Source organism: Halobacillus faecis, from assembly GCF_007991335.1.
In the GTDB taxonomy this organism is placed as follows: domain Bacteria; phylum Bacillota; class Bacilli; order Bacillales; family Halobacillaceae; genus Halobacillus; species Halobacillus faecis.
In genome coordinates this window covers 88,781-107,857 of the sequence record NZ_BJYD01000004.1, presented here as the reverse complement: position 1 = coordinate 107,857, position 19,077 = coordinate 88,781, and the positions used below count along the sequence as shown (strand labels likewise).

The window sequence follows — 19,077 nt, the reverse complement described above, 5'->3', positions numbered from 1 at the left end:
GCATCTTATGCGTCCGCTCATAAAAAAAGGAACCTTTCCCTTTGGAAAGTTCCTTTTTTAGTGATGGATTAATAAAATCCGCCATGGCCGTGATGATACCCTCCATACCAGGGATGGTAGCCCCCATGCCCTTGTTGATATCCATAGCCCGGCGTATATGTGCTATGCCCATGTTCGTACCCATATCCAGGAGAATACGTCCCTTGACCATGATGGTATCCATAGCCTGGGATATACGTGCCATGGCCGTGATGGTACCCATACCCAGGGATGTAAGTGCCGTGACCGTGATGATAGACTCGATCCAAATCGACCGCCCCTTCCCTTCATTCCCCGTATCCTATGTGCAGGCGTTGATGAGGGTATGGGCAACTGCTCTCATTAATTTTTAATCTCTAAATGATACGATTAACCCATGTTGGCAAGCCGTATGCAAGTCCCTGTAAGTTTTATTAATGACCGTATTTTCTAAAACAGCTGTTATACCTAAGTAATTATAGATCGACTGCGCTGATTTCAAGGCTTCTTTTGCTGCATTTTCACATACGTGATTAACTTCTTTCAAATGATCTTCAGGAAGTTCATCACCTTGGATATGCAGGTTCCAGGTACGGGAAATGACTCGATCAAACGAGCTTTTCGTATCGGTCAGTCTCTTTTCCGCCGCCTGGATTTTATTCCGGACAAAATCATAGCGATTACTTATCTCCCATTCACCTTTAAACTGATCTGCCAGCTTTTTTGATTCTACAATGAATCTTCTAGCAATACCTAAACTGACCGATGCAAATTGAGATTTGGCGAATTGAAAAAATGGATAACGCAATAGCGGGTCTTCATAATTGGATCCAGACAAATGAAACGCCATCGTCCACTCATCTTTGACAAATGCATCTTCAACGATGATGGTGTGGCTATTGGTCGCTTTTAATCCAAAGGCATTCCAATCACCCATGACCTTTACTTGATCCTTTTCAAAGATAAAACTACGAATTTCTGTCGATGTGTCCCCTTCCCCATTGTCTACCTTTGCATTCATCATAAAATAAGAAGCGATGGAAGAACCGCTACAATACTTCCATTCTCCATTGACCTGATAGCCCCCAGGAACAGGTTTCGCAGATCCTGTGGGAAAACCGCTCCCTGATAAAACTGTGTCATCGTTGGCAATATACTTTTTGTAAATGTCTTCTTTCAGCGATTTAAGGAGATACATATTCCCTGTACATACCGTCAATAACCAGCCAAGATTCCCATCAATAAATGAGGCGTGTTCATATATTTTCAATGTTTCAGGTAAAGTTGAGATCCTACCTCCAAGTTGCTTTGGTACCAACAATTGAAAAGAGCTTTGACGATACAATTTCTCCATTATTTCGGGCGCAAGACTTCCCCTCTTCTCCATCAACTTCGAATCCTTTTCAACAAGCTTTGATAGATCTTCACTTATGACAGGGATAGAACCAGCCTCCTTGATTCGATTCTCCAGCTCCTCCGCCAGCAAGAGGGCTGCCGTTTATCGTATACTTTCTACTTCAACCTCGTCATTCCCTCCTCTTTACATCTCAAGACCACCTCAATCCCCGCAAAAAAACACGCTCCTCTAAAGAAGAGCGTGTCCTTTTATTTTCATTTCACTTCGACTTTTACATTGTCGATATAAATATCATGGGCATCTGCCACTTGTCCCATCAAGAATTTCAAAGAAGTAACATCATCTTTAACCATCTCAAACTCAAACTCATAATGTTCCATGTCCTCATTTAAGGAGACATTCTCACTGAGGTAACGCGTATAAGCCGCGTTTTCGAGAGTAACCTCTATGTCCCTGGCTAAGGTTGATTTAGCATCAAAAGATAAGGTGTAGGCAGCCCCTTTGCTAAAGGAAAGACCTGGCTGTTCTGCTAAAACACTCCATGTTTGATTGCCGGCATTCTCGATCGCTATTTTCAGTTCTTCATCCACAACGGTCACATCCGCACTCGCATCAAAGTGAATATAACTTTCCCATGGTTCCATTCCTTGTGAAAAGTCACCATTTTGGAAATTGATCGGAGCAACGATGACGGACGTTTGAATCATACGAATGTTATCTAACGTCACATCCCCATTTTCTCCACCTAGGAGAAATCTCAACTGGCCGACTTCACCAGAGAGCTCCTCAGGCAGTTGGAATTCTAACGTATGCTCCGCCACCTCTTTAGTCAATGAAACCGCTTCTTCACTGAAGTACTGGACAGAACCATCTTCGCTGACCACTTCCACTTGAATGTTTCTTGATTCTGATGCGTTCGCATCGAATGTCAATTCATATTCCTGGTTTTCGGCAAGCGGAATGCCGCCTTGAGAGAAAAGAATATCTCCTGGCTTCTGACCTTCTTTTTCAACGGTAATTTCAGCTTTTCGAGAAGTTTCCGGTACGACTACACTCGCATCCGCATCATTTTGAGAGGTCAGTTCCCAATAGTTGAGACGAGTCATATCCCCCTGATCGAAGGTACCGTTATAAATAAGGTTGCCATCACCTAAAGCAGGCTTCGAAGTGTCCTCTCCGACTTGATCCGTAATATCTTCTACACGAACGTTGCCGATCCATACAGGTGCTGTTCCATTGCCACCCAGATTGAATTCCAGACGGGCGGCTAAATCTGTATCCTGTTTGAACGTAAATGTGTAGTCATAAGACTGAAGGTTCTCCGTCAATCCCATCGTTTTTTCACCGGAGTAATTCGCATAGCCTCTTTCGGCTCCACCGGATACTTTTGTCATGATGTTCCGGGTCGTATTGGATTTTGCATCAAACGACACCTTGTACGTGTGTCCTTTTAGAACCGGAAGCTTTTGTATTTGCTGCAGCGACCACTGCGCATTTCCCGGGTTTGTAATTTCCGTTTTCGCAAAATTCTCTCCATCTACATCTTCAATGGTTAGATTCCCCTTCCCTTGGAAGTTAGGAAGCTTAAGGAAATTCCAATAGGTTGGATCGAGCGTTTTTTCTGGGGAATCTACCACAGTTATCTCTTTTTCGTAATTCTGATCATAAATAAAGTTCCCATCTTCTAGTGGCTGCTTAGCATCTTCCGGCAGTGTCTCTTCTTCCACGACAGGTTCGACCGGCTCTCTGTAATCTCTTCCTGTCAATTCATATACTCGCACATAGTCGACTTCCATTTTGCCTGGGAATTCTGTCGTTTCATCTGGATCACCACCGTACCATCCGCCGACGGCAAGGTTCAGGATCATGTAGAACTCTTGATCAAATGGAGCAGGATACGCATACTGATCTCCTTGATTTGTCCCTTTGCTGAACCAATCATTCAATGTTTGATAAAGTTCGCCATCCACATACCAGCGAATCTCACCAGGTTCCCATTCGACGGAATACGTATGGTAGTCTGTAAAGTCTTCTCCTTCAGAGAAGTGATAATCTTTCGCTGTGTACGTGTTATTCGGCCATTCTTCTCCGTAGTGAATCGCTCCTCCGATGTTACTCGTGTCGCCTCCAGCGGCTTCCATAATGTCGATTTCTCCGGAAGTCGGCCACGGTCCATACACATCATCCTCCGGCATCATCCAGAATGCCGGCCAGAACCCTTGACCTTCAGGAAGTTTCATTTTCGCTTCAAATTTTCCATACTTTTTACTGAAAAGACCTTTCGTTTTCAATTTCGCAGAAGTATGATCATACCTTCCAAACTCATCTGTGATTGGTTCTTCTTCCTTTTTAGCTTTGATGACTAAGTGACCATCTTCGGTGTAGGAGTTTTCGCTGGAGTCTGTATAATATTCTTTTTCATCGTTACCCCAGCCTGCAGCGACCCCCTGGCCATTTTCATCAACAATCCAGTTACCAATATCGTAAGTCCATTTGTCTGAATCAATTTCATTCGCTAAAAATTCGTCGTTCCAAACGAGCGACCAATCGGAAGCTTTTTCAGAAGCATCATATACAAAAATATGGTTCAAATCTGAATTCACAGTGGACACTTGATTCTGAATCTCTTCATTAATATAAACGGTTCCGGACACAGTGACTTCATTTAAACGGATGCCCTTGCCACTGGCAATCACCAAATCTCCATCAATGGTAGACCCAGAGATTGTAACGCCTGAAGCATTAATCCATGCATCCCCTTTGACCTCTTGCCCTTCGAATTCTCCCGCGTCGTTATAATAGGCATCAACGAAACTATCTACCAATTGTAGGAGGTCTTTTCGCTTCAGCGGTTTGTCCGAACCTTCCCATTGATTAAGAGTTTCTTCCAATTGATTTGGAAGAAACTCGGCAATAATAATCTTCGCTGTCCCTCGTTTAATAGCAGAGCGTAAATTAACATTTTCATTCGTTGCTTCTTGTGTTTTTTGGATGACTTCTTTCTCATCAACGCCGAACAGATGACTTAACACAACGGAATATTCTTGATAGCTCATGGATGCGCTTTCATTTTTATTGTTGTTAAGCCCATCAAATAGACCTTCTTCATACCAATGAATACCTTCTTGCTTCCCTTCGGAATTCTTAGCATATACAGGCGTGAAACTTCCTAAAACAATAAACAGTACAATTAGACAATAAAAAAATTTCTTCAATCTGCTTCCTCCTTTAATTTTGAGGTCTATGTAGTCTATCTCAGAAGTATCGGTTTATAAAAAGGTGACTTTTCCTTAATCATCATTTACAGAAAATATAGGTGTTAAAAAAGAAAGGGAAACGAGTATCTTTCTATATTGAATAGAACGAAACCGGTTTCCCTTAAGGTCAAAAAATTTTTATCTTTCGAAGCTGTGATTCTCCACTGTTTCTTTGAACCAGTAGTAACTATCCTTTCTTGTACGCTCAAACGTCTCAAAGTTCACATGGATGATCCCGAACCTTTTCTCGTAACCTTCTGCCCATTCGAAATTATCAAGAAGTGACCATACGATATAACCGACGATCGGTACGCCAGCTTCCATTGCGCGGTTCAAAGCGGTTAAGTGTTGTTTCAGGTAATCCACGCGCTCTTTATCGTGTACCTTCCCATCTTCTTCTACTCCATGGTTATAGCACGCGCCGTTTTCTGTGATGTAGATCGGAACGTCCCCATACGTCTGATGAAGGTCTGTAAGAGTTTTATAAAAACCTTCCGAATAGATCGGCCAGTCGATATCGGTGCGGCGTTCATCGAGTGCAATCTCTTCGACCTGGAACAATCCGCCGTCTTCCTTGTAACGGCCGAGACTTCCTGTATAATAGTTGATTCCCATCATATCGATCGGTTGGGAAATGATTTCAAGGTCGCCTTCTTCCATGTTCAAGGTCGCATTGTGTTCCGCAAACAACTTCACCAAAGTTTCTGGGTATGTACCTTTGAACACGGGGTCCATAAACCACTCTTTCTGCCACATCATTCCACGTTTACATGCATCGATATCTTCTTGATTTGGGCTGTAAGGCTCAAGCCAACCGACATTTGGTGCGTATCCGATTTCTCCATCCGGTACAAGGTCGCGGAAAGACTGAACCGCTTTTCCGTGAGCGAGCAACAGGTGATGGGAAACATCTACGGCCGCTTGCAAACTCGTTTTTCCTGGGGCGTGGATACCTAGATAGTTTGATAAGAAGGATGCACACCAAGGTTCATTGATGGTCAGCCATTTTTTAACCTGGCCTCCGAACTCCTGGAACATCGCATTCGCATACGCCAAAAACGCCTCTGTCGTTTCGCGATTCTCCCATCCACCTTTTTCCTGCAGGACTTGAGGAAGATCCCAGTGATAGAGCGTAATCATCGGCTCAATTCCGTTTTCAATCAGTTCCTGGATCAAGTTGCGGTAATACTCGACACCTTCCGGGTTCAATTCACCTGTCCCATCAGGAATGACACGGGACCATGAAATGGAAAAGCGGTACATGTCGACACCGAGTTCCTTCAAGTGCTGGACATCTTCTTTATACATATGGTAACTGTTACACGCGTGATCACCATGATCCCCGTTCTTCACATTACCAGGGGTGTGGGAGAACACGTCCCAAATAGACGCGGTGCGTCCCCCTTCTTTTGCGGCTCCTTCAATCTGGTAGGATGCAGTCGCTGCGCCCCATTTTAATTTGTCAGGAAATTGAATCGTTGTCATTGCCTTTACCTCCAGTTAATCTTTAGGAGTCTAGCGTTCTATGGTAGAAGCTCGTGGCACCAGCTCTGGGTCCACTTTGACATCCTGGATGTCGTGATCGTCCTTGATCAAATCTTCAAGCATATACGCCGCTAGTTTTCCTAGTTTTTGTTTGTCTTGTTTTACAGTCGTCAATGGTGGATCACTGTACCGGCAAGCTTCGATATCATCGCAACCGATCAATTGGATATCTTCAGGAACAGACAATCCTACTTCCTTCAATGCTTTTAATGCTCCAAGAGCCATCATATCGGAAGCTGCGAAAACCGCTTCTGGAAGCCGGTCTCCTTTTAGAATTTCTTTCATTCCTTCATATCCACTGTCTTCGAAAAAGTCGCCGTAATAAATCCAGTCTTTGTTGATCGTCAGTCCGAATTGGTTTATGGCATCAATAAAGCCAATGTTCCGGATACTCGACACAAGAGAATCCTGCTTTCCGCCGATGTACGCAATATTGCGGACTTTATTTAAATACAGGTACTCGACGACTTTCGCCCCGATCTTTGCGTTGTCTGTCATAATATAGCTGGATCTTGGACCTTCCAGCTTCAAGTCAATCCCGATACAAGGAATCTCGCTTTTCGCAATGTCATGGACAGCCTCTTCAATTTCATCACCGGCGATGACCAGGCATCCATCAACATGGAAATGCTTACACCTTTCTAAATACTTGCTTTCTCCCTTATAAAATTTTTCGTTAGAGAACAATAGCAAGTCATAACCTAAAGACCCTACAGCTCTTTTAAATGAATTGACAACTTCGTTGAAAAAGGGGTGAGTAAAATCAACATTGATCTTACCCGCATAAATCAAACCGATCAGGTTCGATTTTTTCGTAGCCAGAGATTTGGCTGAAAATGTAGGTTGATATTTTGTATCTTCGATAATCTTATAGACTTTCTTTCGTGTCGATTCACTGATGCCTCCATAATTGTTGATGATTTTAGAAACAGTGGCTGGAGAAACACCTGCCATTTTTGCTATGTCACGTATTGTTAAATCCATCTCTTGTTCTCTCCTTAAAAGCTAGCCGCTCTGTGATTACCATCTATTGTATCAACAATTACGAGTGGATGGCATAGATTTACTTGATCGACCCTTCTGTAATACTTGAAATGAACCAGCGATTGAATATCAAGAAGATGATGATCAATGGAACGGTTGCCCAGAATACACCTGAAAGCAACATACCAAAGTCCACACGGAACGCGTTATTCAATGATGCGAGCGCTACTTGCAATGTATAGGACGCTGGGTCACGCAATACGGTAAACTGCCATAAGAATTCTCCCCATACAAGCGTGAACACAATGATTCCTAGAGTTGCGAAAGCAGGCTTGATAATGGGAAGCACGATGCTCCGGAAAATTCTGAAGTTAGAACATCCGTCAAGTTTTGCTGCTTCCATCAGCTCATCCGGTACAGATTCACTGATGTATTGGCGCATTAAGAAGATGCCCAACGGATTTAGCAAGAACAGAACCCCTGCCCCAAGTAACGTATCCAACCATCCTAATTGGGAAACCAAATAGAACTGTGGAATCAATCCCAACTGAGGAGGGATCACCATAGTCAATAGAATAAGGATGAAGAAAAAGTTTTTACCTGGGAACTCAAACTTCGCGAATGCGAATCCAGCCAAAGAGCTGATTAATAATACGGCGAGGGTTACCGTGGTACATAAAAGGATGGTATTCCACATCGCCTGAAAGAATGGAATCGTATCCAGGACTTTCATGAAGTTTACTACAAGTTGATCACCTGGCAAGAGTGTCGGAGGGATCGAGTTGTAAGCGGCACTTGGCTGGGTCGCCATGACAAACATCCAATAGAAAGGAAAAATGGATAAAATAGAGGCGATCCATAAGATGATATAAACGGGAAGCGTCCCTTTTTTCAACCCTTTCGTTTTTCTCATTTTGTAAAGGCCCTCCTTTTCTGCTTACGACCGACTCCAGAAGTCAACCACGTATTCAATGCTGCTGCACCCACAATAATGATAAGTAGTAATACAGCTGTTGCTGAAGCTGTTCCAAATGAACCTAAGTTAAAGGCATCACGATAAAGATACATAACAACAGTCATGGCTTCATCTCGGTTAAATGCGGAAGAACCTAAGAATACCGCTGGTTCTGCGAACAATTGAAGAGCTCCTACGGTGGACATGAAAACTGTTAGGATAATGAAAGGCTTCAGCATTGGAATCGTAATGTGAAGGAATTGCTGAACCTTACCAGCACCGTCGATCGTTGCTGCTTCATACAAGTCTTTCGGAATACTTTGCAATCCTGCTAAATAGATGATCGTGTTATATCCTACCCATCGCCAGAAAACCATTAAGGAAATCGCGATTTTCGCTCCCCATTCGGATGTCTTCCAACTGACAGGATCCATTCCGAATAGACCAATGACATAGTTAGCCAAAGCTGTCTCACTGCTACTGAAAAACACGCCGAACACTAGAGCAACGGCTACCATGGATGTGATATAAGGCATAAAGATCGTCACACGGAAGAAGTTCGTAAAACGAATGACGGCCATGTTAAGAAAGTAGGCCAAAATGATTCCGACGATCAATTGGGGAGCTGTCCCCATCAAACCGATAATGACGGTGTTATATAGAGATTTCCAAAACAGAGGATCCTGAAGGACGACAACAAAGTTGCTCAATCCTACAAAGTCCATTTCTCCGAGGCCATTCCAATCCTGGAAAGCTAATACGATACTGAAAACAGCTGGATAAAGACCGATGATTCCAAAAATGATGAAAAAGGGTGCTATATATAAGTATCCAGACAGCATATCTTTTTTCTTTTCAGACATTTGGGTAGTGGATTTTTTCACTTTTGAAGCATGCTGACGTTTTTGTACATTCTCCACATGATTCCCTCCTTTATGTAGGAGGGCCGGATGGAATCCATCCAGCCCTTAAAACTTAGCGTTTCACTAAACCTTCAATACGTTCAACGGCCGCTTCCCATTCTTCTTGAGGATCTGCGCCTTCTTGAACATTTCGTAGAGCTGTCAATACTTCATTGTTTACAGTTACATATTTTGGTCCTTTGTAAACTTCAGGAATTTCTTTTGCCGCTTCTGCAAAGTAAGCAGCTGTGTTCTGTCCGCCAAAATACTCATCAGAATTGTTCACAAATTCTTCCATTTCATACACTTCTGGAGCAGATGGGAACAAACCACTTTCCACGAAGGACTCCAATTGGTTTTCAGGAGAAAGCATCCATTTAGCAAACTTGTACGCTTCTTCACTATGTTTCGTCTCAGAAGGAATCGCTACATAAGAACCGCCCCAGTTTCCTGCAAAGTCTGTTGGAAGCGTCGTTACTCTCCACTTACCTGCGCCTTCAGGAGCGTTTTCAGTCATGTAACCTTTCAACCAAGCAGGAGCCATCTCAACAGCAAATCCACCTTGGTTCAAGGCATTCGCCCACTCGGGTGTCCACATTTCGAATGAACCTACGACACCTTTATCATGTAGTTCAACCGCATAGTCATAAGCTTCTTTTACTCCGTTATCTGCTTCACCGATCAATAGTTCACCATCACGGTTGAAGTAGCTGACTTCAAGAGCATCCATGTTTGCACGGAACGCCATTTCCATACTGTCGACCATTGGTTTTCCTGTCTTATCTAAAACCGTTGTCGCTGCATCTGCAAATTGATCAGGAGTTGAAATCATTTCACTGACTTTATCAGGATCAGTTGGTAGTCCAGCTTCTTCAAACACTTCTGTGTGGAAGTACATCGCTTTCGGACCTATGTCTGTCGGTAAACCGAACAAGAAATCTCCTTCTCCATTTTCAGCCATTTGCCATTTCCAATCTAAGTATTGATCCTGAATCTCATCTGCACCTAAGTCGTACAAGTTAACAAAACGATCCTGCGCTTCGCGGTAGCGGTCCAATTGATCGACCTCGATCATCGTCAAATCCGGAGCGCCTGTTCCAGCTGAAATCGATGTAAACAAACTATCGTGGTGATCGCCAAGCTCAGAGTTCTTGATATTGATTTTGACATTTGGATTTTCTTTTTCATATTTTTTCGCTAAATCTTCATAGTTGGTAGCTCCGAAAACCCAGAAGTCAAGAGTGACTTTGCCTTCACCTGAAGCAGATTCTTCCTCGCCACTACTACACGCATAAAGGAACATCGATAAGACCAACATCATAACGACGAATAAATTCTTTTTCACTTTCACCATTCCTTTCGTATTCCTGCCTAATTTCTCTTCCCCCTACATTAACGAAACCGGTTTCGTTAATGTTTAAAAAAAATCAATTGATTTATTAGGTTAGCTTGATTATAAACCACTAATGTATCCGTTTTCAATACTTTTTCTCAAATTTTTTCACAATTAAACACGTTTTTTGTAAACCGGTTTCCTAATATTTCTTATAAAGGATATATTTCATTTATTACATGGAGCAGTTCCTTAGACGCATTTCTTGTCATAAACAGCATGAAAGCTGATAGAAGGGGAATAGAGAGACTGTAAGCCAAAAACATTGAGGAGGAACGAAACATGTTATGGCTCTTACTTTTAATCCCGATCGTATTGATCGCCCTTTCCATCTATTTCGACAGAAAAAGAAAAGCTCAGCCTCAGGTCAATATGGCAAATGAAAACAAAGAAGCCTATGAAGAAATGTATTATGATCAAGGAGCTGCCAAAAAATCAGCAGACCCTAAACATACGAAGCCTTTTTAAAAGCACAAAAAACGGAAGCGGAGGAGCTTCCGTTTTCTAATGCTCGTGAGATGATTGTTGGACACCCTCCAATAAAAAACTTTCCAAATCCTTGATGTGGGTCGTACGGAAAACCACTTCTTTCGTATCTAAAACGATATATTGGGGCAACTCCTTGATATTCAGAAGTTTCTTATAATCATAAGGTTCTTCCGGCACTTCCTCTAGAATGTTGAATGAATAAAGCCGGTTCTCCCATACTTCAGGATCATTGAATATTTGATTGATCTCATTTTGAAACGCCTCGCTGGACCCGTTTTCACTTTTGAAAGCCAGCACACTATAACGTCCTTCCACCCCTGAGGTTATTCCTTCCAACAGCTCCTCTTTTTCAGAATTACATCCGGCAAGAAGGACAAACGCGACAAACATAAAGATGAGAAACTTTCCCTTCAAGCCCTCTCCTCCTTGGTCCCCTGCATTCTCTCAATCATTCAAAATGGAAACTTCTTTTTTTCGTAAGGCTCATGATTGTTTAAAAAATTCGTTGGAATAATGAACGGTCCCAAATACTTTCGTCAAAGCGCTTCTTCTAAGTTCAAAGGCCATGAATGCTTCATCAGGAACTTCAAAAGGGGGTACTATGCCGTACTTGGAGGCCGGTTGAAAACCGAATCTAGAGTAATAACCTGGATGTCCAAGGACGATGACAGATTCATAATCCTTCTCCCCCGATTTTTTCAATGCGTGTTCGATTAATGCTTTACCGACCCCTTGATTTTGATAAGAAGGATGAACAGACACAGGGGCGAGGGCCAAGGATCTCAAAGAATCATTTTCCCCAATCGTTACTTTCGTCAGCATGAGGTGACCTATGATTTCACCTTTTTCTACAGCTACAAGGGAAAGTTCAGGGACATAGGCATCCGAATTCCTCAGCCTCCCTACTAGTTGATGTTCGGTTTGATCACTCATCTCCTCGTTTTCAAATGCTCGTATAATGATTTGTTCGATTGCTTGGAAGTCCTCTTTCTTCTCCGGTCTAACCTGCATGTTGTCACTCCTTCATTTCCTCACTCCACTGTTGGTTTAATAGATGGTTGATCCCTACTGTTCGTTCGACATCCAGTACAAAAGCAATCCCTCTGCCCGGCTCATCCAGTCTGGCTCCTCGTTCAATAGCACGCAGAACTCCATCACACTTTTCCTTCACGATCAATGTCAGCACCACTTCTTTTTCAGGTTCGATGAGGATATTGAAAAGCTTCGCCTTTTCATGTATACCTGTCCCCCGTCCTGTGATGATGGTACCACCCTCTGCGCCAGCTTCTTTAGAAGCATCTACGACTTTTTCCGCATCCCCTTTATTGACGATTGTCACAATGAGATCATAGGACAAATTCTGACTCTCCACCTGTATCACATCCTCACTTGCATTTTGTTCTGGTTCAAGTCCCAGGCCGAGCATATGATTGATGCCACTAATGTTTTTCGTATCGATCACAAAGCCTATGCCTTGCCTCGGTCGGTTCAATTTTGCTGCTTGCGTGATCGCATCCATGACCGACTCGTAAATAGAATGAGAAACAAGAGTTAAGATCACTTCCCGCTCCCGTTCCACAGGTATGCCAAGAAAACGTTTCTTTTCATCCATTCTAAAGCCTTTACCAAAAAAAGTGGTTCCCCCTTGGGCACCTGCAAGAGTCGAGGCATGGACGACTTTTTTAGCTTTTTCTTTTTTAACGATCGTTACTATGAGCTTTTGTCCGGATTTGTTCGTTGTCATATTGTTCCTGCTCCTTTCTCCTGTAAATCACACCTAGTGTAAGGACAGAAATAATCGGGGCCAAAGCCACCAGAGCCACCATCCCAAACCCGTCCAATAGCGGATCACGCCCTTCTGTAACAGAGGCAATGCCTACGAATAGACTCAGTATAAATGTGGCGGTCATCGGGCCTGTAGCGACGCCGCCAGAGTCAAAAGCGACCGATGTAAATGTTTTATTAGAGAATCGGACGATGATTAGGGCGAACAGGTAACCAGGCACCACAAAGTACCAAATCGGAATACCCATTAAAATGCGAACCATGGATAGAGCGATTGATAGACCGACGCCAAATGAGAGTGTGTAAAGTAATAATTTCTGAGGGATATAGCCGCCGGAAACTTTTTCAACTTGGTGGGTAAGCACACTGACCGCAGGCTCTGCATAAATGGCCACAAAACCAAGGACAAAGCCAATCGGTACCAGCAGCCAAGTATGTTCAATTGTCCCAAGTTTCTCTCCCATCATGCTTCCGATAGGCAAGAAACCGATATGAACCCCTTGCAGAAAGAGGGAAAGACCTGCATAAGTCAAAAGGAAGCCAATCAGGATGTCCTGTAACTTTTTCCATGGGAGCTTAAGAAAAGCAAATTGAAAGAGAAGGAATAAGAAGAATAGTGGAATGAGTGCTGTCGCGACATCAAACAGGACATGCCAGAAACCATCGAAGATTTTAATGTTCACCCATAAATCACCCCTAAAAGGAGAACAGATAAGATCGGGCCGATCGAAGCTAAGGCGACAAGTCCAAATCCATCACCAGATGAAGATTTCCCCCGCATGACAGCAGCTACACCCACACCAAGAGAAAGGATAAACGGCACTGTCAATGGGCCTGTGGTTACTCCCCCAGCATCAAAAGAGATCGGGACGAAAACATCCGGTGTAAAGGCTGCCAGGAGAAAGACAAGCGCATATCCTCCTGCAAGCAGGTAAACGATGTTGATACTGAAGATGATCCTGAACATAGCAAGGGCGACAAACACACCTACTCCGATCGCAACGGACAGGATAAGAATGTCCATAGGAATCTGTCCACCTGAGACCTGATCGACCTGGGATGAAAGCACACGGACGTCAGGTTCTGCTATGGTCACGACAAGACCGAGAAGAAATCCAAAAAAAACGATCAGCCAGACTCTCTTCGTTTTAGATAACGCAGAGCCGATCATTTCACCGATGGGTAACAAACCGACATGAACACCAAGTAAAAACAACACCAGGCCGGCCCCCACCATCCCAACGCCAATGAGGAATTGAAAGAACATGTCCAAGGGAAGCCAGACAAGAGTGAATTGAAGGATGGTAATGACGATGGTGATGGGAAGTATGGAGAGGACGACTTCAAGAAACGTCTCTTTAATATTGTCCATCTAAAGCCTCCTTCGAAATAGTTGAGGAGCTTGTATATAGATGTTCCGTTTCTGGAAAGTTTTTCTGTATTCATTATATCATCAAAATCATGCAATGATGATAAAGTTCATAGACTTACCTTTTTCTCATAGCCCTCCGTTCAGCATAAGGAACACATGACTTGCAGACGAGCACCGCTTCTCCCTCGTCATCGTAATACGACTTCGGGTCCACAGGCTTCTTCTTACAGATCGCACAAGACTTTCGTGAAAATAAGTTCTTCAGTTTTTTCAGCAAAGTTATCCTCCTTCATGGGTTCAGCATAACTACATGCCGGCATTAAATCCTCACGCCCCTTTACGTTGAAAAAGATAGAGCGCACCAGCAACGAAGGCGAGAAAGCTTACAAACACGACTGTACCGAAGATGAGGTCTTTCTGCTCCACAGGTTTCCCTTTTTCCAGAAAAGAGCTCTCCACTACCTGTCCTTCACTCACGTAGGTGTAAGCAGCTTCTCGTTCTGCTTTTCTAAACACGCCCTCACCTACCTTAACAGCAATCACTTGTGTGGTGGGATAGCCTACAACTTTAAAATAGCCCGTTCCTGTTTCAAAAACATTAGAGAAATTTCCATCATACTGGCGCATATCCGAATAAGCGGTCACCTCGCCAATCCTCTTCCCCACTTTCACCTCTGTCGCTTCTTCTTCCACAACATAAATGAAACCATCATAGACGACAAAAGGGTAGGCCCATGATGTGGCTGAAGCCGTTGTAGATAAATAGAAAAATGGGAAAAGTAAACAACAGAGTACAATCAATACCCGCATCGTCTCCCTCCTTATGAAAGTAGACGTCTGATTCTGGAATATGTTTCAAACAAATTATTTTGAGTCACGAAATACACTTGATATGATAAGTGTTGTTATAGAAGAGAAGGGTGATCATACCCGTCTATTATTAGCGAATTAGAAAAGAGGTTATCCTATGTCTGTAAAAGCATTAACAAATACAAAATTCTCAGTTCTCGACCTTGCCCCTGTGATCGAGGGGGGGACGCCTGCGGATTCTTTCCGGAATACGGTGGACCTTGCTCAACACGTGGAAAAGTGGGGGTTCACAAGGTACTGGATGGCTGAACACCACAACATGCCTTTTATCGCAAGTTCCGCAACATCCGTTGCCATCAGTCATGTGCTGCACAATACGGATTCTATCCGAGTCGGTTCAGGTGGAGTAATGCTTCCGAACCACGCACCACTCGTCGTTGCAGAACAATTCGGCACACTGGAAACCCTGTTTCCCGGACGTGTGGATTTAGGTCTTGGACGTGCTCCGGGAACGGATGGGATGACTGCACGGGCTTTACGGAGAAACTTGGACTCCGATCCTAATGAGTTCCCTGCTATGCTAGATGAGTTACGAGGCTATTTTGCCGGCGATCACCATATTCACGCAATTCCGGGAGAAGGGCTGGACATCCCGGTATGGCTGCTCGGTTCGAGTGGATTCAGCGCACAACTTGCAGGTCAACTTGGTCTGCCATTCTCTTTTGCGAGCCACTTTTCACCGAACAATACGCGTGGCGCCTTGAATTTATATCGTTCCAGTTTTCAACCTTCAGAAGTACTTGATGACCCCTACGTCATGGTAGGCGTCAATGTGATTGCCGCAGATACGGATGAAGAGGCAGAAAAATTGGCAACCTCCCTGCAGCAACAATTCTTGAATCTTGTACGAAATACGAACCACTTACTCCAGCCACCGGTTGATAATATGGATGAAGTTTGGACAGCACAAGAAAAAGCTGCTCTAAGACAACAACTGGGCGCTTCCATTATCGGAAGTAAAGAAACGGTCAGAGACCAATTGGAGAAATTCCAGGCGGAAACCGAGGCTGACGAACTTATGGTCATTTCCCAAATCTATGACCACAGCGCTCGTTTGCATTCCTATGAAATTGTATCTGAGATTATGAGTGAATAATGGTTAAAAAATTTGTTAGTAAATACAAGTCCCTCTGCCATACAGAGGGACTTCCTTCACATGACATAAGTATAGAATAGAAAGACAAAAACTCCTGTAGCGGTAAGAAAGTGAGCGATTGAATAGGCTCCTCTACGCTTTTCGATTTCTACCATTCCTGTAACAAACATTAAGAACCCTAACATCAACAACATGAAAGGCAGGGCTCGAAAATCCTCTGTCCATAATCCATACCCACTCAAACCGATGACAAGCAGGCCGACTATAAATCGTAACATCGTTAGTATTCGCAGACGTCCCGTGCCGCTTATCCCATTCACCTTCACATCACCCTCCTATAAACCCTCCAAGGAATAGAGCTAATGCAAAACTCAACAAGGCCGATACAGCCCAATCTCTTTTTTTTGTAGTCTTCAATAATACATTCAGGACTGAACTGATACTAAAACAGATGACAAAAGCAACGAACACCATAAAAATATTGCCCATACCGTTCCCCCCTATTTCAAAAGCGATTGAAAATAATACTCCGTTTCATGCAACGCATGCCCCAATTCAATGGAAGCGGAAAACAATATGTAAATAGGAATACACAGGGCTGCGATGATCACAGGTAAAGCTTCCTTAATCATACGCCTTTCCTTATTAAATAAATAAAGGGTGAGAGTTGAGCCGACGACAAAAAACACGCCTGTAATCCAGAGGGTAGACAAATGACTGTTTGCATTTTCTACACCTGTCCGGAATGATTGAAGACGACCTTCATTTTCTTCTGTTTCTATCACGGTCAGTAAATCATCCTTCCCTTCAATCAACCATGTGTATGTATTTTCCTCTTTAGTCACTTGATAATAATAGCCGGCTGCGCCTTCCTCACTGATAACAAATGGACCGGAAGCATGGGCCATTGTGTTTGAAAAAAGGAGAGCGCTGAAGAGCATGAGGATCAACCTACTCATTCAATACCTCTGTTAACATGCGAATGCTTTCCAACACGTTGGTGTGATCCTTTTCGTTCTTCCTCGCATGAAGCAAAACAGGACGGACAGATTCCACCGAACGCCCGAATTGATACATCCAATCATAACGGGGCACCATCCATAAATGGAAGTGGTGAGTCGTGTCCTCGTTATAAAAGTAGTACACACTTTCAATCCCTAAAACTTCCCTTTGCGCCTTCCTGATCTTTGCAATGAAAGTAATATAATCGGGTTGTTCTTCTTCTGTCAATTCATCCAAGCCCTTGATATGCCGTTTGGAAGCGACGATGACTAATCCTCTAATTGGATAAGCTACATCCTGATGTGCGTGAAAATGTTCCGTTTCAGCAATGACTCCCCCTTCAGGTTCGACCTTGCCACTGGTCAAAGCACAACTGAGACAGTCCACTTCCACCGTTTCTCCATTCGATAATGTAATTGTACGCATGTCATTCCCCCTAATTTTTTATCTTAAATTCCGAATATGAAAGGCTCGAAATCGAGATAACCAACGTTTTATTAATGAATATCGAAAATAAGACCGATGAACCTTCCGACCCCTTTCATGAACCAAACGACCAGCCGTATTGGGGAAATGATCAGCTCAAGGAACCAAATCAATAATTCAAACAGCACGTCGAAAATCCTTGATTCCTCCGCTTTTTGTCTACGTCTTTTCAACATTTGTTTCTTACTTTTCAACCAATGGCTCAATGGTGCCGCCTCCCTGTCTATCCTACGTTTCTTTCTAATAGAAGGTTTCATGGATGAAAAAATTTCCTCGTTTTACCTCTCTCCATTATATACAAACTATGCTCATAAGAGGAGGTAGATGTTGATGGGAAAAAGAACATCACAAATGAACGCAGCGAAAACGAACAATAAAACACCGAAAGAAAGCCTGCCAATTGAAGAAGAAGTCGGTCACCGCACCAATAAGAACCGGCCCAAGCAAGGTCCTGGAGCGAATGAATAAACAGGAAAAACCTGAGGAATGTACCTCAGGTTTTTGCTTGTTTTATTATGAATACCACTTGTGCCACATGTGATCATTCGCGCCACGAACGAAGCAGTCAATCCGGTTCCGTCCCCATGAGACAGCTGCTGGCGAGGAACGTACACCACCTCTTGGCGCGCCAAGGTTCTCCCAATTTCTCCAGCGTCTACCGTCCCACCATTTATGCCATAGCTGATTATTATCCCCACGCACAAAGCAATCCAGACGGTTTTGCGCCCAAGAGGATACACCAGGAGCTCCATCAAATCCACCTCTTGGTGAACCAAGATCTTCCCATTCACTCCAGCGCGCCCCGTCCCACCACTTGTGCCACATGACATCATTTCTTCCTCTGACAAAACAATCAATCCGATTCGGCCCCCATGATACAGCCGCCGGAGAACTTCGGACCCCGCCCCTCGGTGAACCAAGGTTTTCCCAGTCTCTCCACCTTGATCCATCCCACCATTTATGCCAGAGATTGTTATCGTCTCCCTGGACAAAACAGTCGAGACGATTCCTCTGCCACGAAGATACAGCTGGGGATCCATCAAATCCAGGAGGTGGTGATCCGAGATCCTCCCATTCTCTCCATCTGGAACCATCCCACCATTTGTGCCACATCCGATTGTTCGTCCCTCTTACGAAACAATCAATTCGGTTCGGTCCCCACGACACAGTCCCGGGCGAGCTTCTTACGCCTCCACGCGGAGCCCCTAAGTCTTCCCACTCCTGCCACCTCGATCCATCCCACCATTTATGCCAGAGACGGTTATCGCTTCCCCTCACAAAACAATCCAGCCGATTCGCCTGCCAAGAAGATACAGAAGGCGAACCTCTAAACCCTCTTGGAGGTGAACCGAGGTCTTCCCACCTTTTCCAACTGTCCCTCCATTGATGGAATGACCTGTTTCCTTGATAAGGATATGCTTGAAACGCAGGTTGGCCATAATAGCCCTGCTGATAAGGAACATATGGATATTGAGCATAACCTTCCTCAGGATAACTCCGGTAACCATAATAATCCTGCGGTCCTCCATAACCATAATAATAAGGTCCATATGGATACATGATGCT

General features: G+C 43.8%; 23 protein-coding genes and 1 pseudogene. 3 read left to right on the top strand and 21 right to left on the bottom strand.

From position 1 onward, the window contains the following. Positions 1-68 precede the first annotated feature (68 nt). The 8 genes and pseudogenes from HFA01_RS02365 to HFA01_RS02330 all read right to left on the bottom strand — a co-directional run bounded on the left by HFA01_RS02365 (position 69) and on the right by HFA01_RS02330 (position 10,372). A complete protein-coding gene (locus HFA01_RS02365; protein ID WP_146812975.1) occupies positions 69-308 on the bottom strand; it encodes a hypothetical protein in 240 nt (79 codons plus the stop codon). 80 nt (positions 309-388) lie between these two features. Then, positions 389-1,405, bottom strand: a complete 1,017-nt coding sequence (locus HFA01_RS02360) for an acyl-CoA dehydrogenase family protein (RefSeq protein WP_146812974.1) — start codon at positions 1,403-1,405, stop codon at positions 389-391. Positions 1,406-1,629: 224 nt separating this feature from the next. Continuing rightward, positions 1,630-4,590: a carbohydrate binding domain-containing protein gene (locus tag HFA01_RS02355; RefSeq protein WP_146812973.1), complete on the bottom strand. Its 2,961-nt coding sequence runs from the start codon at positions 4,588-4,590 to the stop codon at positions 1,630-1,632. 180 nt (positions 4,591-4,770) lie between these two features. After that, positions 4,771-6,117: a GH1 family beta-glucosidase gene (locus tag HFA01_RS02350; protein WP_146812972.1), complete on the bottom strand. Its 1,347-nt coding sequence runs from the start codon at positions 6,115-6,117 to the stop codon at positions 4,771-4,773. Between the two features lie 30 nt (positions 6,118-6,147). Continuing rightward, positions 6,148-7,164 (bottom strand): annotated as a pseudogene (locus tag HFA01_RS02345) (LacI family DNA-binding transcriptional regulator); the annotation flags it as partial. A 76-nt stretch (positions 7,165-7,240) separates the two neighbouring features. Then, positions 7,241-8,074, bottom strand: coding sequence for a carbohydrate ABC transporter permease (locus HFA01_RS02340; RefSeq protein ID WP_146812970.1), 834 nt, complete (start codon positions 8,072-8,074; stop codon positions 7,241-7,243). After that, positions 8,071-8,979: a carbohydrate ABC transporter permease gene (locus tag HFA01_RS02335; protein ID WP_146813185.1), complete on the bottom strand. Its 909-nt coding sequence runs from the start codon at positions 8,977-8,979 to the stop codon at positions 8,071-8,073. Before HFA01_RS02335 ends, HFA01_RS02340 begins: the two co-directional genes overlap by 4 nt. A gap of 112 nt (positions 8,980-9,091) precedes the next feature. Continuing rightward, positions 9,092-10,372, bottom strand: coding sequence for an ABC transporter substrate-binding protein (locus tag HFA01_RS02330; protein WP_146812969.1), 1,281 nt, complete (start codon positions 10,370-10,372; stop codon positions 9,092-9,094). A 321-nt stretch (positions 10,373-10,693) separates the two neighbouring features. Here HFA01_RS02330 and HFA01_RS02325 point away from each other — a divergent pair, with 321 nt between their 5' ends. Continuing rightward, positions 10,694-10,879: a hypothetical protein gene (locus tag HFA01_RS02325; RefSeq protein WP_146812968.1), complete on the top strand. Its 186-nt coding sequence runs from the start codon at positions 10,694-10,696 to the stop codon at positions 10,877-10,879. Between the two features lie 36 nt (positions 10,880-10,915). Here the strand turns inward: HFA01_RS02325 and HFA01_RS02320 are convergent, their stop codons facing one another. From HFA01_RS02320 to HFA01_RS02295, 7 genes are all read right to left on the bottom strand, one after another. Continuing rightward, positions 10,916-11,314: a hypothetical protein gene (locus HFA01_RS02320; protein ID WP_146812967.1), complete on the bottom strand. Its 399-nt coding sequence runs from the start codon at positions 11,312-11,314 to the stop codon at positions 10,916-10,918. A 69-nt stretch (positions 11,315-11,383) separates the two neighbouring features. Beyond that, on the bottom strand, positions 11,384-11,911 hold the full coding sequence (locus tag HFA01_RS02315; RefSeq protein WP_146812966.1) for a GNAT family N-acetyltransferase: 528 nt from the start codon (positions 11,909-11,911) through the stop codon (positions 11,384-11,386). Positions 11,912-11,915: 4 nt separating this feature from the next. Continuing rightward, positions 11,916-12,644 carry a P-II family nitrogen regulator gene (locus tag HFA01_RS02310; protein WP_146812965.1) on the bottom strand — a complete coding sequence of 243 codons (729 nt, stop codon included), beginning with the start codon at positions 12,642-12,644 and terminating at the stop codon, positions 11,916-11,918. After that, positions 12,598-13,368 carry a DUF1538 domain-containing protein gene (locus HFA01_RS02305; RefSeq protein ID WP_146812964.1) on the bottom strand — a complete coding sequence of 257 codons (771 nt, stop codon included), beginning with the start codon at positions 13,366-13,368 and terminating at the stop codon, positions 12,598-12,600. The genes HFA01_RS02310 and HFA01_RS02305 overlap by 47 nt, the downstream gene beginning before the upstream one ends. Then, positions 13,365-14,057, bottom strand: a complete 693-nt coding sequence (locus tag HFA01_RS02300; RefSeq protein ID WP_146812963.1) for a DUF1538 domain-containing protein — start codon at positions 14,055-14,057, stop codon at positions 13,365-13,367. Before HFA01_RS02300 ends, HFA01_RS02305 begins: the two co-directional genes overlap by 4 nt. Positions 14,058-14,172: 115 nt before the next feature. After that, positions 14,173-14,334, bottom strand: a complete 162-nt coding sequence (locus HFA01_RS18780; protein ID WP_167506132.1) for a hypothetical protein — start codon at positions 14,332-14,334, stop codon at positions 14,173-14,175. Between the two features lie 50 nt (positions 14,335-14,384). Further along, positions 14,385-14,867, bottom strand: a complete 483-nt coding sequence (locus tag HFA01_RS02295) for a hypothetical protein (protein WP_146812962.1) — start codon at positions 14,865-14,867, stop codon at positions 14,385-14,387. Positions 14,868-15,024: 157 nt separating this feature from the next. Here HFA01_RS02295 and HFA01_RS02290 point away from each other — a divergent pair, with 157 nt between their 5' ends. Beyond that, on the top strand, positions 15,025-16,023 hold the full coding sequence (locus HFA01_RS02290; protein WP_146812961.1) for an LLM class flavin-dependent oxidoreductase: 999 nt from the start codon (positions 15,025-15,027) through the stop codon (positions 16,021-16,023). A gap of 56 nt (positions 16,024-16,079) precedes the next feature. Here the strand turns inward: HFA01_RS02290 and HFA01_RS02285 are convergent, their stop codons facing one another. From HFA01_RS02285 to HFA01_RS02270, 5 genes are all read right to left on the bottom strand, one after another. Next, complete coding sequence (locus HFA01_RS02285; RefSeq protein ID WP_146812960.1) at positions 16,080-16,349, bottom strand: hypothetical protein; 270 nt, start codon at positions 16,347-16,349, stop codon at positions 16,080-16,082. 1 nt (position 16,350) lies between these two features. Beyond that, a complete protein-coding gene (locus HFA01_RS18775; RefSeq protein WP_167506131.1) occupies positions 16,351-16,512 on the bottom strand; it encodes a hypothetical protein in 162 nt (53 codons plus the stop codon). A gap of 11 nt (positions 16,513-16,523) precedes the next feature. Beyond that, positions 16,524-16,982, bottom strand: a complete 459-nt coding sequence (locus tag HFA01_RS02280) for a hypothetical protein (protein ID WP_146812959.1) — start codon at positions 16,980-16,982, stop codon at positions 16,524-16,526. Then, the gene (locus tag HFA01_RS02275) at positions 16,975-17,451 is read right to left on the bottom strand and encodes an HIT family protein (protein ID WP_146812958.1); all 477 of its coding nucleotides are present in this window, start codon (positions 17,449-17,451) and stop codon (positions 16,975-16,977) included. The genes HFA01_RS02280 and HFA01_RS02275 overlap by 8 nt, the downstream gene beginning before the upstream one ends. Positions 17,452-17,522: 71 nt before the next feature. Continuing rightward, a complete protein-coding gene (locus tag HFA01_RS02270; protein ID WP_146812957.1) occupies positions 17,523-17,717 on the bottom strand; it encodes a hypothetical protein in 195 nt (64 codons plus the stop codon). Between the two features lie 124 nt (positions 17,718-17,841). Here HFA01_RS02270 and HFA01_RS18770 point away from each other — a divergent pair, with 124 nt between their 5' ends. After that, positions 17,842-17,979 carry a hypothetical protein gene (locus HFA01_RS18770; RefSeq protein WP_167356029.1) on the top strand — a complete coding sequence of 46 codons (138 nt, stop codon included), beginning with the start codon at positions 17,842-17,844 and terminating at the stop codon, positions 17,977-17,979. Positions 17,980-18,024: 45 nt separating this feature from the next. Here HFA01_RS18770 and HFA01_RS02265 read toward each other — a convergent pair whose 3' ends face one another. Continuing rightward, positions 18,025-19,071 (bottom strand): PLL family lectin, encoded by a 1,047-nt coding sequence (locus HFA01_RS02265; protein ID WP_146812956.1) that lies wholly within the window; start codon positions 19,069-19,071, stop codon positions 18,025-18,027. Positions 19,072-19,077: the final 6 nt, after the last annotated feature.